This window comes from Serratia sp. K1WW1 (assembly GCF_055790865.1).
On record NZ_CM147697.1, the window covers coordinates 876,951 to 896,496 of the forward strand.

The 19,546-nt window shown below is 52.9% G+C and carries 1 protein-coding gene; it reads left to right on the top strand.

Annotated elements, in window-relative coordinates; all coding sequences use genetic code 11:
* Positions 1 to 124: 124 nt before the first annotated feature.
* The gene (locus ACX9GU_RS04010; RefSeq protein ID WP_473193914.1) at positions 125 to 19,489 is read left to right on the top strand and encodes an amino acid adenylation domain-containing protein; all 19,365 of its coding nucleotides are present in this window, start codon (positions 125 to 127) and stop codon (positions 19,487 to 19,489) included.
* The last annotated feature ends 57 nt before the right edge of the window (positions 19,490 to 19,546 follow it).

The window sequence follows — 19,546 nt, forward strand, 5'->3', positions numbered from 1 at the left end:
CCTCGGCACAATAACGTTCAGGTGATACCTATTGCTGTGAGTCGATGCTCACGGTGTTGGCCGTGCTATGACTCAAACCAGCCAAAATATTTATAAATAAAATATCTCAAGGAGTAAAATAATCATGGCGAATAATATGGAAAAAATAACGCTCACCCCCTACCAGACAATTTTTTATTATGAGTGGCTACAAGATCCCGATCGCAGTGATTACAATATTGTGATCGACAATACCATTGTCGGCGCAATCGACAAAAAAAAGTATAACGATAGTTTTGAACAACTGCTTAACGAGCATTTTATTACCCGTCATAACGTTGAAGACGGGCCTGAGGGAGCCTTTTGGGTACCGAGAGAACCCGTTTTCAATTTAGTCACCTATCACGACACCCCGTTAACCGATGAAGAAATTTATGCGTTAGTCTCTGCCCCCTTTGACTTAAGAAATGGCCCACTGGTACGGATACATTTGATTTCTCTTGGGGCAGAACGATACCGTACATTGTTTATTTTTCACCATATTGTTGTCGATGGCATCAGTACCGAAGAGGTCTGGGACAAGTGGCGTAAACGCTATAATGGCATCGACTATCAGGTGCCATCGCTGCAGGATCAAGGGGCTATGCACCAGCAGCTTTGCCATAATTTCGCCACGCTTCTGCAAGAAAAAGGCGAACAAATGCGTGAGTTCTGGCGCGAGCGTCTGGGCGATCTTGAAGGCGTTGATTTACGCTTTTTACAAACGGGCCGCCAGCTTGCAACCGCGGCAACCCGGCGTCAGATCGACGAGTTACTGTTTGGTTTTGATGAAGATATCAGCCGACGCGTAAAGCTGTTACTGCGCAAGTATAAGTTGACCACCTACCTGTTCGGGCAAATGGTCATGGCCCTGCTGTTACACAAAATGTCAGGGCAAAAAGCCGTTGCGCTCGCTTTCCCGGTAGCGATCTCTGAAGGTAAGGAGCTGTTGTATGGTGCGCATATCAATACCTTGGCTATCGATTATCGCTTTGCGGCTGATGCGACGATCCGTAGCGTTATTGCCAGTGTTCATCGTTATTACAAATCATTAAAACAGACAAAAGCCAAATATTTACCTGTTCATGAGATCCTGGCTTGTGGTGAGGCCACCGGCGTACTGGATGTTGCTTTTGCCCAAACTTTCCTGCGTGATCACCAGACCCATTTTAGCGGCATCGTCGATGAATCGGCCAATCATGACTTTCATATTGACCTGGTGAATCAGCTGCTGTTTGAACAGGAGACGTTAGCGAGTGGTATCAACTATCGCGTCAGGTTTGATCGCAACGTCCTTGATGCCGCATTGGTTGAGAATTTTATTGAGCTCTATAAAGATCTGTTTATTAATACGCTCGATAGGCTGCTTGCTGGTGAAGTAGACACGCCAATAAATTCCATCACGCTGATTGCGCAGCCGCCACACCACAACCAGCACGTATGCGCTGGCGCCAAAGTCCCTCAACATTCGATTGTCGAACAATTTGAGCTTATGGCCGCGGCTTACCCAGCCCGCAACGCCGTTATCTATGGCAATCAAACACTGTCCTATCAACAGCTTAATCAACAGGCCAACCGTCTGGCGGATTACCTAAGGTGTGAACTGCGGATCAAGAGCGGCGATTTCGTCGCCCTGTGCCTGGAAAAGTCGGCAGCAATGCCCGTATGTATTCTTGCCATACTCAAAACTGGGGCCGCCTATGTTCCGCTTAACCCTGGCGAGGCCGGGAACAGATTAAGTTTTATTCTGCAGGACACACAAGCTAAAGCCATCTTGGGCGATAGCGCCAGCGTGAGCTATTTGAATGAGATTGCAGAGCTGCCGCAGGTGCCGATTATTGCCGTTGATAACCCGCAGTTTCAGCGCGATCTGGCTGCTCAGCAGCAGTCAGAGAACCTTGATATCGCTATAGATTTGCACCAGTTAGCCTATATTATTTATACCAGCGGCACGACAGGTAAGCCAAAAGGCGTCATGATTGAACACGCGGGATTAATCAATCTGGCGCTGGTTCAGGGCGAAGCGTTTGGCTTGGCACCTGGCGAGGAGTCGGTAAAGCAATGTCTTTGGTATGCCGCCTATGTTTTTGATGCCCATGTCTCTGAACTCTTTACGGCGATTGCCAATGGCCATGTGATACATATTTTGCCGGAAAGTAAGCGCAAGGATTTTGACGCGTTAGCGGAATATATTGCCGATGCTCGCATTGATATTGCCACCATTCCCCCGGCATTATTGGATAAAAACTCTCTTTTAGCGCTCTCTACTCTGGTTGTTGCTGGTGAACCTTGTAATCGTGAGATTATGCAACGTTATCGTGCGCAGGGAACAACGGTCATCAATGCCTATGGCCCGACGGAAAGCAGCGTCTGTGCGACGTTGCACTATTATGAAAATGGCGATAGCAACCTCAATATCGGCCTGCCGCTACTGAATCTTGATGTGCATGTTTTAGATGAACACCTGGCACCTGTCCCCGTCGGTGTGATCGGCGAGCTTTATATCAGTGGTATTGGCCTGGCCCGGGGTTATCTGAATGATACGCAGCAGACCGAGCGCGCCTTTATCGCCAATCCCTTCCAGAGCGACGAGCAAAAGCAGCGCAATGAAGCGGCACGGCTGTATAAAACCGGCGATCTTGTCCGCCGCTTGGTCGACGGTAGCATTGAGTATGTCGGCAGGCGAGACTCCCAGCTGAAGATCCGCGGTTTCAGAATTGAATTAAGCGAAATTGAAATGCAGCTGGTGCAAATTCCGCAGATTATCCAATCGGCGGTCATTGCACATAAGCTCCCGACGGGAGCGCTGTCGTTAGTTGCCTACTATGTTGCGGATGTTGCCGTGGACAAAGAGCAGATCATTAGGCACCTGGCGGATGCTTTGCCTGACTATATGATCCCGCTGGCCTATGTTCACTTAACGGCGTTCCCGATGACGGTTAACGGTAAATTAAACCGTAAGGCATTACCGCTGCCCGATCTGAGCGGGCAGGATGACTATGTCGCTCCTGCCGATGAGATGGAAAGGGCGCTATGCCAGATCTATGGTGAGATATTAGGTCAGGAGCCGGGTCATGTCGGTGTTAATGACGATTTCTTTAAGCTGGGCGGCGACAGTATCAGCGCCATTCAGATGGTGAGAATGATCCGTCAAAGGCTAAAGGGGACGGCCAGCGTAAAAGATATTTTCGACTGCAAAACCGTTCGTTTACTTGCCCGGACTATTGTGCTGGAAGGCGATGACTGTCATATCAAACATCTCTCCGAATCGGGGATGCTGAGCGGCCCTGCGCAGTTGCTCCCGATCCAACAATGGTTCTTTGACCAGGTCAAACTGGGCACTTTTTCTGCTTATCAGCACTGGAACCAATCTTTTGTGCTGGATGTTCCCCCGTTGGATATTGGCATACTCAATAAGAGCCTGGCGCTGTTATTTGCCTATCATGATGCCCTGAGACTGGTCTTTACGCGTGACGGTAACGGGGGGTACAGCCAGCACTACCAATCAGAAGTCGGCGAAATACCGCTGTCGGTTATTGATGAACCCGTGGGGGCCGAACAACAAATCGCGCTATTTGATCGGTGGCAAAGTGAGTTTGATATCTTTGGCGGCAAGCTGTGCCATATTGGCTATATAACAAGCGAAAATGCGCCACGGGCGAAGCTGCACTTTGCTTTTCATCACCTGATTATGGATGCGGTAAGTTGGCATATCATCAAACAGGATCTGGAAAGGATTTATCGCGCGCTGGAAGGAAACTCGGCGGGTATTAGCGATCCCGTTGAGATTTTAGGTGATAAACCCACCAGTTATCGTCAGTGGGCTGCCCAGGTACAGGATTATGCCAACCATCAGGGAGCCAATGAGGAAACGCTTTATTGGCGTACTGTTATTGGCGGCCTGGGTGACTATCGCCAACGGATAGCGCCGCTGTTCACCTCGCCATCGTTGAGCCAACGCGAGTTATCGTTAAATAAAACCTTAACGCAGCATCTGCTGGGTGGGGTACATCATGTGTTCAATACCCAGGTTAACGATCTTCTGTTAGCCAGCTTCGTTGAGATCCTTAATGAGTTTACCGGGCTGCCTACCCAGTACCTGACGTTGGAAGGCCATGGCCGAGAAGCGCTCGATACCAGCGTCGATATCAACCGTACGGTAGGCTGGCTGACCACTATGTACCCGGTCCGCTTGACCAGCGAGGGAGACTGGCGTCAACGGATCGTGACCGTCAAAGAGACCGTTGGCGGGATCCCACGCCGGGGCGTTGGATTTGCGCCGCTGATGGGGTATGACGCTGACCAGTTGCCACCGGTTAGCTTTAACTATTTAGGGCGCTTTGATGAGGTGCAGCAGGAGGGATGGTGCTTCAGCCCGACAAACAGCGGACAAACCGTTGCGCATGAGAATGGCGAAGCGCATCTGCTCAGCGTCAACTGTGGTGTAGTTGGCGGGGAACTGAGAATACGCCTCTCCGGTTACCTGGCAGACGAAGTATTGCAACACCTGGCGAGCCGTTACCTGGGGGCAATTGCAGGCGTTATTGAGCGCTTGCTGGCGGAAAGCCGCACTTATCTGACTGCACGAGATATTGACGGGGTAATACCTCAAGCAACACTTGATGCTCTACAGCGTAATACCGAGCTGGAATCGGTTTATCTGGCCAATAGTTTGCAGGAAGGCTTTATTTACCACGCGCTATCGCAGGGGGAAGTCGACGATGCCTACCATACCCAGATGTTCTGGGACTATGACAATGCGCTGGATATCGCCTGTCTGAAGCAGGCATGGTTGCAGGCGCAGCAGCATTATCCAACGCTCCGCCTGCGGTTTAATTGGGATGAAGAGTTGGTGCAGATTGTTGATGCCCATGCTGCACTGAACTGGCATTTCTTTGATCTCAGTGGAAAAAGCGAGCACCAACAGCAAGCCTTCTTCTCTGATTTATCTGCCCAGGATCGAGCACGGCCTTACGATTTATCGATCAGCGGGATCTTCCGGGTCTATGTGGTCAAAAATGCGGATGCATGTTACCGCTGCATTTTCAGCTGCCACCACGCCATCATGGATGGCTGGAGTAACCCGCTACTGATTGAAGCGGTGCATAAATTCTATCTGGCGTTGTTGCGTGGTGAAACATTGCCGCAGGCATGTGACCACGGTTTCCATCAGGTTCAGCGCTATATACAGTCGCACAAAAGCGAGCATTTACCGTTCTGGCGGGACTATCTGGCAGCACAGGATGAACCCGAAGATTTAAATATCTTGCTGTGCGGGCAGGCGAAGCACGTTCAGTTAAATGAATATAAGCATATTAAAACGTCGAAAACACAGCAGCTGATGTTTGATGAATCTGGTTATCAACAGCTGAAATCATTCACCGCCGGGAATGCGATAACCCTTAATGCGCTATTGCAATATTGCTGGCACAAAGTGCTCAGTATTTATTCTGGCAATGCGGCCAGCATCGTTGGCACGGTGGTTTCAGGCCGTAACCTGCCCGTGGATGGCGTGGATCAAACGGTAGGATTATTGATCAACACACTGCCGCTGATCGTCGATCATCAGGCTTCAGTGTCGGTCCTCACTGCTATTCAAAACCTGCAGGACGCGATCAATGAGGCGAATACCCGCAGCCATGTCAATCTGGCTCAGCTGCAACCGGCAGGAAAACGCCTGTTTAACTCTTTGTTTGTCTTTGAAAACTATCCGATGCCCAGTGGGGATATCGATAGCGATTTACGGCTACGTTTCGCCAGCGCTAACGAGAAACAAGATTATCCGTTGGTGGTGACCGTGCTGGAACAGCAGCACCTGGCGTTGAGCCTGCATTATGCCGGTGAACTGTTTGACGACGTGCTGATCGAGCAACTGCTGAACACGATGAGGACGCTGGTAGAAAATATTGTTCAGGGTGCCTCTCAGTCTCAAGCCGAGTTGCCTTACCTGCAGGCGGCGCAGTATCAAACGATGATCCACCAGTGGAATGATACCCGCAGGCCCTACGAACAGGATAAAACCCTCGCCGCGCTGTTTGAAGCACGCGTGGCCGCCTCACCAGACAGCGTCGCCGTAGAATTTAACGACGTGGTGTTAACGTACGCACAGTTAAACCAACAGGCGAACCAGCTAGCGCATTATTTGCAGCAATGTTGCCAGCTGCGCGCCAACGATCTCGTGGGTCTCTATCTTGAGCGCAGTGAGCAGTTGGTCATTGGCATTCTGGCCATACTGAAAGCGGGTGCGGCCTATGTGCCAATGGATCCGGATTCCCCTGATGAGCGCAATGGCTATATTATCGCGGATGCCAAGGTAAAAGCAGTGCTTTGCCAACGGCAGGCTTTGCAAAGGGTAGACCTGATGGCACCCGGCGCCATGCTTATCCCTCTTGACGCACCAGAAACCACCGCGCGTTTGGCGCGCTGTGCAGCAGATAACCCATGCAGCAATACCGGCCCCCACGATCTGGCGTATGTCATTTATACCAGTGGCACGACGGGATATCCTAAAGGGACTCTGATAGAGCAACGCTGTGTGAACCGGCTGGTGATTAATGCCAACTATGTTGAGATCGGTGAACAGGATCGCATTCTTGGTATTTCAGGCTATCAGTTTGATGCCTCCATTTATGACATCTTTGGGGCGTTGTTAAATGGCGCCGCGTTGGTGATTGCCGACAAGCCAAATATCCTGGACTTGGACCGTCTCTCTCAGCTTATTGTCGATCGTCAGATCAGCAATTTCTTTGCCACGACCGCCTTCTTTAATACGCTGGTGGATGCTGAACTGCCTGGTTTGCAGCAGTTGAACTATCTGCTGTTCGGCGGTGAACAGGTGTCCGTTAACCATGTTAATCGTTTTAGAACGCTTTATCCTCAGGTCAAGTTGGTGCATGTTTACGGGCCGACGGAAACGACAACCTACGCCACGGCCTATTTGACCAACACGGCCTCGCAGGCGTTTGATTCCACTGTTCCCATCGGTCGGCCAATCAGTAATACCCAGCTGTATATACTCGACGAACAGCTGCGCCCCGTCCCCCAAGGTGCGATTGGCGAGCTGTATATCGGTGGCGCTGGCGTTGGGCGCGGCTATCTGAATAACCCGCAGGCGACAGCGGACGCGTTTATTGCCAATCCGTTCCGCAGTGACGCCGAACGCAGCCGTGGTGAAAACGCCCGCCTTTATAAAACCGGGGATCAAGGCCGTTACCTGCCGGACGGTAATATCGAATACCTGGGCCGCAATGACTTCCAGGTTAAGATCCGTGGCTTCCGTATTGAGCTGGGGGAGATCGAAGCCCGGCTGATCGACCATCCTGCTATCCAGCAGGCACTGGTCCTGGCGAGCACTAACCCGGCGGGGCATACCTATCTGACGGCGTACTACGTCGCGCAGGAGCCCTTGGAGCAAGATGTGTTGCGCGCCCATCTGCAACAGGTTCTGCCGGACTACATGGTACCGTCTGCCCTGGTTCACCTGCTGTCGCTACCGATGACCGTCAACGGCAAGGTCGATCGCGCGGCCTTGCCGGTCCCGACGTTTGAGGCGCAGGCAGACCGGGTGGCACCAGAGACGGCGACCGAGCAGCAACTGGCCGAGGTCTTCGCCGAACTGCTCACCATCCCGCAGGACAGCCTCAGCGTGCTGGATGACTTCTATCGCCTGGGGGGCAACAGCATTCTGGCGATCAAGCTGGTGGGCCGTTTGACCCGCGCGTTAGAAAAAAGCGTGCATGTCTCTGACCTGTTCCGCCTGAGAACCATCCGGGCACTGGCGACATTTATTGACGGCGAAGCACAAGGCTGCCAGGTCATCCAGGCACCGTCGATCGCCCGGCCTGAGGAGCAGCGGCTGTCGTTTGCCCAGGAGCGCCTGTGGTTTATCGACCGTTATGAAGAAGGCAGCAACGCCTACAACGTCCCGCTTACGCTCAAACTGCAGGCCGGAACCGATCCGCAGAAAGTGGCACAGGCCCTGATGAAGGTGATCGCCCGGCATGAAGCACTGCGCACCTTGATCCTGTGCGATGACGACGGGCAGGGGTATCAACAGATCCTGCCCGCCGAGACATTCTCACTGAGCATACCGCACGAAACATGCGACAGCGTGCATGCGCTGCATGCGCGGCTGCACGAGCATCTGCACCGGGTGTTTGACCTTGCGCAGGAATGCCCGATTGCGGCCAGCAGTTATACGCTGGCGGGAGCAGACTACTTCAGCATCGTCATTCACCACATCGCGTTTGACGGTTGGTCGGTGGATCTATTGTTAAAAGAGTTACTGCACTATTACCGCGTGTTCACCGGAGAGGCCAGCAATGAACTCCCGGCACCGCCGGTGCAGTACCGGGAATTTGCGTTGTGGCAGCGTCAACACCTGCAAGGGGCTACGCTGGACAAGCAACTGGCCTACTGGCATGGGCAACTGGCGGATCATGAACCGCTCAACCTGCCGACGGACCATGTGCGTCCACTGCAATTGGATTATCGCGGCGACGATATCACCTTCCAGCTGGATGCGACGACCAGTGCCGAACTGCGGGCGTTGGCTGCCTCGTTGAACGTCAGCCTGTATACGGTACTGCTGAGCGGCTATTACCTGCTGCTGGGGGTTTACAGTAACCAGCAGGATATCGTGTTGGGGACGCCGATAGCGGGCAGGCATTACCCGGGGGTGGAAGACACCATGGGCCTGTTCGTCAATACGCTGGTCCTGAGGCGGCAGATAGACGTCAGCCAAACGGTCAGAGAATTTATTGGCGAAACGGGGCAGCAGGTCAGTGAAGCGCATACCCATCAGGATCTGCCTTTCGAAAAACTGGTGGAAGTGCTGAAAACGGAGAAAGACAGCTCAAGGCACCCGATATTCCAGGTGATGTTCAGTCTCCAATCGTTTGGCGCCACAGGACGTACCGAAGGAGAAAGCCTGTTTGAGCAGTATGACGCGCAAGAAGGGGCGTATCGGGCGGCGAAGTTCGATTTGACCGTGATGATGGACGACAGTGAAGAGGCGATAGGTGGCGTCTTCAACTATGCGACGGCCCTGTTCAACGGGCAAACGATGCAGAACTACATTGCGACCTACCAGCATATCCTGCGCCAACTGGGTACGCTGTGCAGTCAGGGGCGTTCCCTTGCGGAGCTTCAGTACCTGGAGACGACGCAATATGAGCAAATCATCTTCCAGGGGAACCGCACCGAATGCGATTACCCACGGGAGATGACGATCCACGAAATGTTCGAGGCGCAGGCAGCAAGGACCCCAGAGAATATCGCACTGGTATTTGAGGACGTGAGCCTGACCTATCGGCAGTTGAATGAACGTGCCAACCGGTTGGCGGCTTACTTGAGAGCGCAGTTTGTTTTACAACCGGACGATCTGATCGGGCTTTGCCTGGAAAGATCGGAGCGCATGATCGTGAGTATCCTGGCGGTGTTGAAGGCCGGGGCTGCCTATGTACCGCTTAGCCCCGATATGCCCGCGGAGAGAATGCTCTGGACGATAGAAAATATTCATTCCCGCGTTATTCTGACGGAGTTGGGCACGCAAGAGGCGCTGGCCAAACTGATTGATCCACAGAAGACGGCGCTGCTGTGCGTGGACGATCCTGAGTTGATAGCGCGGGCCGGCAGCCACCAGGTGGCTAATGTGGCAACCCAAACCAGACCTGACAATCTGATTTATGTCATCTATACCAGCGGGACGACGGGAACCCCTAAAGGGGTGATGATTGAGCATCATTCTGTCGCCAATCTTGTTGAGGCGCAGCGGAGTATCTTTGGCACTGAGATCTGTCAGGTTGGAGAGCCGACAAAAAGTTACCTTTTCTATTCAAATTATACCTTTGACGCGCATGTCCTGGATGTGTTCAGCCCGTTGCTGACCGGCCATTGCTTACATGTCTTGTCTAAAGAGATACGTTTGAATTTCGCTGCGCTGGCTGCATACATCAAACAACATGCCATTGATATCGGCTTTGTGCCTCCAGCGCTGCTAAATAACAATGAAACACTGGGGCTTTCCACACTAATCCTGGGTGGGGAGGTAGCCAGTAGCAGCGTGATGGAGCGCTATAGCGCTCAGGGGGTAAAAATAGTTAACTGCTATGGCCCAACGGAAACCACGGTCTTTGTCACCAGGAACGTTTACCAAACGGGCGATAGCAATACCACCATTGGCCGGCCGATAGGCAATGCTTACGCTTATATTCTGGACAGTTGTCTACGGCCGCTCCCTGCGGGTGCCGTGGGTGAACTCTATATCAGTGGTGACTGTGTAGGCCGTGGCTATTTAAATAACCCTGAGGCGACTCATCAGGCGTTTATCGTCAATCCATTGCAAAGCGATGAAGATAAAGCGCGAGGACGTCACGATCGGCTGTATAAAACCGGCGATTTAGTCCGTTACCTGAACGACGGTAAGATTGACTATATTGGGCGTAATGATGCACAGGTGAAGATCCGTGGCTTCAGGATTGAATTGGCCGAAATCGAAAGCTGTCTGACCCAATATCCACAGATTGAACAGGTTGTGGTACTGGCGCTGGAGCATGACTCGGGGCAAAAGTACCTGGTGGCCTATTATGTTGCGCCAGACGCATTGCCAGCAGATATGCTGTCTGAGCATCTGCAACAGCGTTTACCTGCCTACATGATCCCCACAGCGTTTGTTCATTTAACGGCATTGCCGATGAACATGAACAATAAGTTGGATCGCAAAGCCTTACCTCTGCCGATATTAACGGATGAGGTGAACTACGTGGCCCCAGCCAACGAGAGTGAAATGCTGATCTGCCGCGTATTTGCGGAGGTATTACAGCTGAAGGATTATGCTGTGGGGGTCACCGATGATTTCTTCCGCTTGGGCGGGGACAGTATCAGCAGTATCCAACTGGCGAACAAACTCAAAAAGTTATCTGGCCACCATCTCACGGTGAAAGACATCTTTGCCCACAGAACGGCCAAAGCATTGAGTACTTACCTGCTGCAACGTCAGGATGACAATATGCCGGTTATCCAGTCAGAAGCGGGCATGCTGGCGGATGAGCTCCCCTTGGCGCCGATCCAGCGCTGGTTCTTCCAGGCCGTAGAGTCGGGGAAATTGCCTGATGCTGGGCATTGGAACCAGGCATTTATGGTTAAAGTGCCAACGTTAAACGTTGAGTTACTGCGTTTGAGCGTGGCTAAACTGGTTGAATACCATGATATTTTTCGAGCCGTTTACCCGAAAGATGCCGCTGTTGGCCACTATCGTCAAACGATAGCGACGTTGCCATTTGATGCGATCAATCAACAGGATTTCACAGCCGTTCAGCTCGATGCGCAGTTGACGGCCTGGCAGAACCGTTTTTGCCTGGCAGAAGGGCCACTGTTCCATATCGGTTATATTGCAGGCTACGCTGATGAGACTGCGCGTATCCATGTGGCGGTACACCATCTCAATATTGATGCGGTCAGCTGGCGGATTATTAACCAAGACTTACGCACGCTTTACCAGTTCTTTGCTGCACAAGGCGATAACCTGGATGCGACGGTTGATGCGCAAACTATCCTGGGCCAGAAAGGCACGAGTTACCGCCAATGGGTCAACTCACTGCAAAACTACCCAGCCGTTGCCATGAACAACCATAGGGATGAGAGGCATTACTGGGATAGCCTGACCACGGATTTGGACGGCTGGCACCAGCGTTTGGACGTCCATCGCGTGGGGACGCTTAATCGTACGATGATAAGCCTGTCGCAAGAGCAAACCGGTTGTCTGTTGCGAGACCTTCATCATGTTTATCACACCGAGGTGAACGATATTCTGCTGACCGTACTGGCGGATGCGTTGTCGCAAGTGGTTGGCGGTGACAGCCAGTATGTCCTGCTGGAAGGACATGGCAGAGAGGCGATGTTTGACGATGTGGATATTAACAATACCGTCGGTTGGTTTACCTGCATGTATCCGGTCAATCTGCGCGTTGAGCATCGTGACCTGGTACGCAATTTACCGCTGATTAAAGACAGGCTGCGAACCCCTCCTCACCATGGCTTAGGCTATGGAGTGCTGGTTGGCTATGATGCGCAGGCATTGCCCGCAGTGACCTTCAACTACCTTGGCCAGTTCGATGGTGATGAACGGGATGGCGAGTGGGCATTTGTTCAGGAATCTACGGGAACGGCATTATCAGCGAATAACCGCACAACGGACTTTTTAGCGCTGAACGGCGGTGTGTTAAATGGCCAATTACAGTTCCTGGTCGAAGGGGATCTCAGCCCGGAGCAGCTCGAACTGTTTGCCACGACTTATCAACAACGGTTAATCCAGTTGATCGACGAGCTTAAGCGGTCATCTCGCTCTTATCTCACCGAGTCTGATGTTAAGGGTGTGGTCTCCGGTGAATTGTTAGCGCGCCTCCAGCAGGATGAAGAGGTGGCGGCGATTTATCCGGCTAACAGCCTGCAACAAGGATTTATTTATCATTACGTCCTGCAGGGCGATATCGACAACGCCTATCGTACGCAAATGGTCTGGCACTATCGCAATGCGTTGGATGTCGAGCTGTTAAAACGTGCATGGCAATGTAGCCAGGCGAAATATCCGGCGCTGCGGCTAAGATTCTCCTGGCAGGAAGAGTTTGTGCAGATTGTCGATAAGCAAGGCACCTTTGGTTGGCAGTTTATCGATATCAGTGAGCAAGACGAACGTGCACAGGCAAGCACCGTGGCTGAACTCATCAAGCAGGATCAGCAGACCTATTTCGATTTGTCCGCTAGCGGGTTATTCCGGCTGTATATCGTTAAGTGCGCGGACGATCACTATATTTGTCTGTTTAATAACCACCACGCTATTCTGGACGGCTGGAGCCTGCCGATCTTGCTCAATGACGTGCACCAAAATTATCTGGCCCTGCAACAGGGAAGCGCGCCGGAGCAAGCCGCAGATCAAAGCTATCTGGAGGCGCAGGCATTGCTGCAGACGGTTAGCCAGGAAACCGAGCAGTTCTGGCAAAACTATCTGGCTGGCCTGGAGGTGCAAGAGAATCTCACCGGCCTGCTAAAGCCGGAAATGAAACACGTCAATTTAAGTGAATATAAACACCTGCAAGATCCCCAGACGGTATCGACCGCATTGGCTGGTGAGCTTTACCACGGGCTGAAGGCGCTCTCACGGCAGCATGGCGTGACGTTGAATGCGCTGATGCAGTATTGCTGGCACCAACAGCTCAGTCTTTATAGCCATGCGGACGTGACGATTGTGGGCATGACGGTGTCTGGCCGTAACCTGCCGGTGGAGGAGATTGAACGCTCTGTTGGTCTATATATCAATACGTTGCCTGTCGTTCTGGCACACACCGATGAGGCGATCATCGAGAATGTCAAACGCCTGCAGGCCCATATTAATGACATCAATAGCTACAGCAATATCAGCCTGATCACACTGCAAAAGGCGGGGGTACGTCTGTTCAACTCGCTCTTCGTGTTTGAAAACTACCCGGTACCTGCCGATAACGGCGAGAGCCTGTTCAAACTCGAGTTTGAGGACAGTGATGAAAAACTGGATTACCCGCTGGGCATCATGGTGTATGAACAGGATGGGCGCATTGAGTTCAAGATCAACTATGCGGGCGAGCTGTTCAGCCGTTCGGCCATTGAAGGCGTGCTGCAAGGAATACGGCTCACCGTACAGCAGTTGATCGCGGACCCGGCCATGGTTCCCCAGGCGTTATCGCTGCTGACGAAGGACGACTATACGCAGCGGGTAGCAAACCAGCCGCGGGTTCAGGTTGCCGTGGAGCGAAATAAACTGGCCGGTCAGATGTTTGAAGAGCAGGCCGCCAGAACGCCGGATGCTTTGGCGTTGGTGTATCAGGATACGCGGTTGACGTATCGCGAGTTAAATCAGCGGGTGAACCAGTTGGCGGCTTACCTGCAGGCGAACTTTGCGATACAGCCTGACAGCGCGGTTGCCCTCTATTTTGATAAGTCGGCCCATATGGTCATTGCCATGCTGGCGGTGCTCAAGGCCGGGGCGGCCTATGTCCCGATTAGCCCTCAGGCACCGTTGGAGCGCTTGAGTCTGCTGGTCGACGACGTTAAACCGGTGCTGATCCTGACGCAGCAGCATTATGGCGCACGCATCGCTGGCTGTGGTTTCCCTGTGCTGGATATTGATAACCCGCAACTGGCCAACAGGCTGGCGCAGCTCGACGACAGCAACGTGCAGTCACGCACGCAGCCAGACGATTTGGCTTATATCATCTATACCAGCGGAACCACTGGCCGGCCAAAAGGGGTGATGATTGAACATCACTCGTTAATCAACCTGGCGCAAGGGCAGTCGGACCTGCTAGGTATGCCTACGGGCTATGAGCAGGCTGCCAGGCTAAACACGTTGTGGTACTCGGAATATGTTTTCGATGCCCATGCGCTGGATGTCTTCTGTGCCTTGTTGAATGGCCATTGCCTGCATATTCTGGCAGAACAGCAACGTCTCGACTTTATCGCGCTCTCTGCCTATATCAGGGATCACGCCATCGATTTCGCCTTTATTCCTCCGGCGTTACTGGCGCAAAATGAACTGCTGGAACTGTCCACGCTGGTCGTTGGCGGGGAGTGTATCGACGGGGCGATGATTGACCGCTACTGTGAGGCCGGAGTACGTTTGATCAACGGTTACGGGCCTAGCGAAACCACCGTTTGGGCGACGGCGCGGCTCTATCAACCTGGCGATGCCAATACTAATATCGGCATGGCGATCAACAACGTTTGCGTTTATCTGCTGGATCGCCACCTGCGCCCTGTCCCACAAGGTGCGATTGGTGAGCTGTATATTGGTGGTGCTGGTGTTGGACGCGGCTATCTGAACAATCCGCAGGCGACAGCGGACGCGTTTATTGCCAATCCGTTCCGCAGTGACGCCGAGCGCAGCCGTGGTGAAAACGCCCGCCTTTATAAAACCGGGGACCGGGGCCGTTACCTGCCGGACGGTAACATCGAATATCTGGGCCGTAATGACTTCCAGGTTAAAATCCGTGGCTTCCGTATTGAGCCGGGGGAGATCGAAGCCCGGCTGATCGACCATCCTGCCATCCAGCAGGCACTGGTCCTGGCGAGCACTAACCTGGCGGGGCATACCCATCTGACGGCATACTACGTCGCGCAGGCCCCCTTGGAACAGGAGATGCTGCGCGACCATCTGCAACAGGTTCTGCCGGACTACATGGTACCGTCGGCCCTGGTTCACCTGCTATCGCTACCGATGACCGTCAACGGCAAGGTCGATCGCGCGGCCTTGCCGGTCCCCACGTTTGAGGCGCAGGCAGACCGGGTGGCACCAGAGACGGCGACCGAGCAGCAACTGGCCGAGGTCTTCGCCGAGCTGCTCGCCATCCCACAGGACAGCCTCAGCGTGCTGGACGACTTCTATCGCCTGGGGGGCAACAGCATTCTGGCGATCAAGCTGGTGGGCCGTTTGACCCGCGCGTTAGAAAAAAGCGTGCATGTCTCTGACCTGTTCCGCCTGAGATCCATCCGGGCACTGGCGGCATTTATTGATCATACCGCGCAGGGTAGCCAGATCATCCAGGCGCCGTCGATCGCCCGGCCTGAGGAACAGCGGCTGTCGTTTGCCCAGGAGCGCCTGTGGTTTATCGACCGTTATGAAGAAGGCAGCAACGCCTACAACATCCCGCTTACGCTCAAGCTGCAGGCAGGTACCGATCCGCAGAAAGTGGCACAGGCGCTGATTAAGGTGGTTGACCGTCACGAAGTGCTGCGCACCCTGATCCTGTGCGATGACGACGGGCAGGGCTATCAACAGATCCTGCCAGCCGAGACATTCTCACTGAGCATATCGCACGAAACATGCGACAGCGTGCAAGCGTTGCATGCGCGGCTGCACGAGCATCAGCACCGGGTGTTTGACCTGGCGCAGGAGTGCCCGATTGTGGCCCAGTGCTATACGCTGGCGGGAGCAGACTACTTCAGCATCGTTATTCACCACATCGCGTTTGACGGTTGGTCGGTGGATCTGCTGTTAAAAGAGTTACTGCACTATTACCGCGTGTTCACCGGAGAGGCCAGCAATGAACTCCCGGCACCGCCGGTGCAGTACCGGGAATTTGCGTTGTGGCAGCGCCAACACCTGCAAGGAGCCACGCTGGACAAGCAATTGGCCTACTGGCATGAGCAACTGGCGGACCATGAACCGCTCAACCTGCCGACGGACCATGTACGCCCGTTGCAGTTGGATTACCGCGGCGACGATATCACTTTCCAGCTGGATGCGGCGACCAGTGCCGAACTGCGGGCGTTGGCTGCCTCGTTGAACGTCAGCCTGTACACGGTCTTGCTGAGCGGCTATTACCTGCTGCTGGGGGTTTACAGTAACCAGCAGGATATCGTGTTGGGGACGCCGATAGCGGGCAGGCATTACCCGGGGGTGGAAGATACCATGGGGCTGTTCGTCAATACGCTGGTCCTGAGACGGCAGATAGACGTTAGCCAAACGGTCAGAGAATTTATTGGCGAAACGGGGCAGCAGGTCAGTGAGGCGCATACCCACCAGGACCTGCCTTTTGAAAAACTGGTTGAAGTGCTGAAAACGGAAAAGGACAGTTCAAGGCACCCGATATTCCAGGTGATGTTCAGTCTCCAATCGTTTGGTGCAGCGGGACGTACCGAAGGAGAAAGCCTGTTCGAGCAGTATGACGTGCAAGAAGGAGCCTATCGGGCGGCGAAGTTCGATTTGACCGTGATGATGGACGACAGTGAAGAGGCGATAGGTGGCGTCTTCAACTATGCGACGGCCCTGTTCAACGGGCAAACGATGGAGAACTACATTGCGACCTATCGGCATATCCTGCGCCAACTGGGTACGCTGTGCAGTCAGGGGCGTTCCCTTGCGGAGCTTCAGTACCTGGATACGGCACAATACGAGCAAATCATCTGCCAGGGGAACCGCACCGAATGCGACTACCCACGGGAGATGACGATCCACGAAATGTTCGAGGCGCAGGTAGCGAGGACCCCAGAGAATATCGCACTGGTGTTTGAGGGCGTGAGCCTGACCTATCGGCAACTGAATGAACGCGCTAACCGCTTGTCGGTTTACTTGAGAGAACGCTTTGCTGTCCGCACTGGCGATCTGGTGGCGCTGTGTCTAAACCGCTCTGAGCATATGCAGGTCGCGATACTGGCCATTCTCAAGGCGGGGGGCGCTTACGTACCACTGGATCCGCTGGCACCGGATGATCGGGTGAGCTACATGCTGGAAAACGCCGGTATCGATATCATCTTGACGGCAAACCCTGGCGACGAGAAAGCCGCAGCGCTAGCGGCAACCGGCAGAACCGTCATCGATGTCGCCGAGCGGGAAACGTCAGCTGATATTGCCCGCTACCCAGGCGACAACCAGCCTTCATCGGTGCGGTCTGGCGATTTGGCTTACCTCATCTATACCAGCGGCACCACGGGCAATCCTAAAGGCGTGATGCTAGAGCATCACAGTGTGATCAACCGTATTGTCTGGATGCACAAGCAATATCCGATCACGGCGCAGGATCGTATCTTGCAAAAGACCAACTACACCTTCGATGTTTCAGTGTGGGAGCTGTTCTGGGCTAACTGGTACGGGGCCTGTACCGTTTTTGCTTCGCAGGAGGCCTATAAAGATAATGTTTATCTGGCAGAACTGATTGAACAGCAACAGGTGACGACGCTCCATTTCGTCCCTTCAATGCTATCGGCATTCCTTGAAACCTTGGAAGGGCAGAGCGCGTTGCAGGCAAAACTGGGCAGCCTTAACTATCTGTTTTGCAGCGGAGAGGCGTTAAACGTGGGTGAAGTCAGAAAATGCCAGCGTTTACTGCCGCATTGCCAGATCCATAATCTCTATGGCCCAACGGAAGCGACGGTGGATGTGCTGTTCTACGACTGTAACGCACCCTCCATCAAGGATGTGTTAATCGGTAAGCCGATAGACAATACCTCCGCCTATGTGCTGAATGCACAACTGCAACCCATTCCACCGGGGGCTATTGGCGAGTTATTCATTGGTGGCGTCGGTGTCGCTAGAGGTTACATGAATAATAAACCATTGACGGATAAGGTTTTCCTGAGCAATCCATTCCAGAGCAGTGAGGAGAAGCTACGGGGTTACAATGGCCGGATGTATAAAACCGGCGACGTGGTTCGCTATTTAGCCGATGGCAATATCCAATATCTGGGCCGCAATGATTTCCAGGTTAAAGTGCGCGGTTACCGTATTGAGCTGGGTGAAATCGAGACGCGCCTGGCCAGTTATCCGGACGTTAATCATGCGGTGGTGATCGCCAGTGAGCGTGGTAGCAATGATAAATATCTGGTGGCCTATTATGTTGCCGCGCAGGAAATTTCCACCGAAAAGCTATGCGCTCATCTGCGGGAAACCCTGCCAGATTATATGGTGCCTGGCGTATTCGTTCATTTGACGGCGCTGCCGGTGACCTCAAACGGTAAATTGAACAGAAGGTTGTTACCTGAACCGCAAATAACCCATTCCGTGTCCTACGTGGCGCCGGAAAACAAGGTTGAAAAAACATTGTGCGAGTTGCTTGCTGATACGTTGCAAGTGTCATTTGAGGCAATCAGCATGGAGGATAACTTCTTTGCACTGGGCGGCAACAGCATCCTGGCGATGAGGCTGAACAACCGGATTAATCAGGTGCTGAGGGTGAAAATTCGTCTGCTTGATATTATCAATGCACGCACCTTAGGCGAGTTATCGCAAGTAATTACACAGGCTCAAGGGAAGTCCTTTGAGGTGATCGTGCCATTTAATACGGTAACGCAAAAGCCGCAGATGTTTATGGTTCACCCTGGGATGGGGAACTGTTCTGTCTATCAATCCTTGGCTAATAGGTTGAGTGAGCGCTACTGCTGTTATGGGGTTGACTCATATAACTTCTATCATGAGCAGAAAATCGAGCGGCTTGATGAATTGGCACGTTATTATCTGGAGCATATCGATCGCATTCTTGATGTCAGCCAACCGGTCACTTTATTAGGCTGGTCGTTGGGCGGGAAGATTGCACTGGAGATCGCGGCCTATTTAGAAGCGCGTGGGGTTAAGGCGATCACTGTCTATCTGCTGGATACCTGGTTGTTAAGCGAAGATCATTATCAGCGCAATGAGTCATCCTTTAACCTGGACTCTATGATGGAGCGGTTACAAATCCCACATTATTTAAGACATAATGTCGAATCGGTTGTCGTAAGCGATAAGCTGTTGAATATACAGCCACTATCTGCCGTATTAAAACATACGCAGATCGTGTTGTTTAAGGCGACAGAAGAGATAGCTAATGAGGGGTATCAACAATACCGGTTTAACAACGTTGATACCGGTGTTGAAAATATCGCCCAGCTACAGCTGTTTGAAATAGCAGCCTGTCACTTTACCTTGCTGGAAAAGGAGGGTGAGTTGATTAGCCACATCCGCTAATTTATTTCTTGGCGCTGGGCAGGTGTTTTATTACCTGCCCAGCATTCTGTCGGTGAA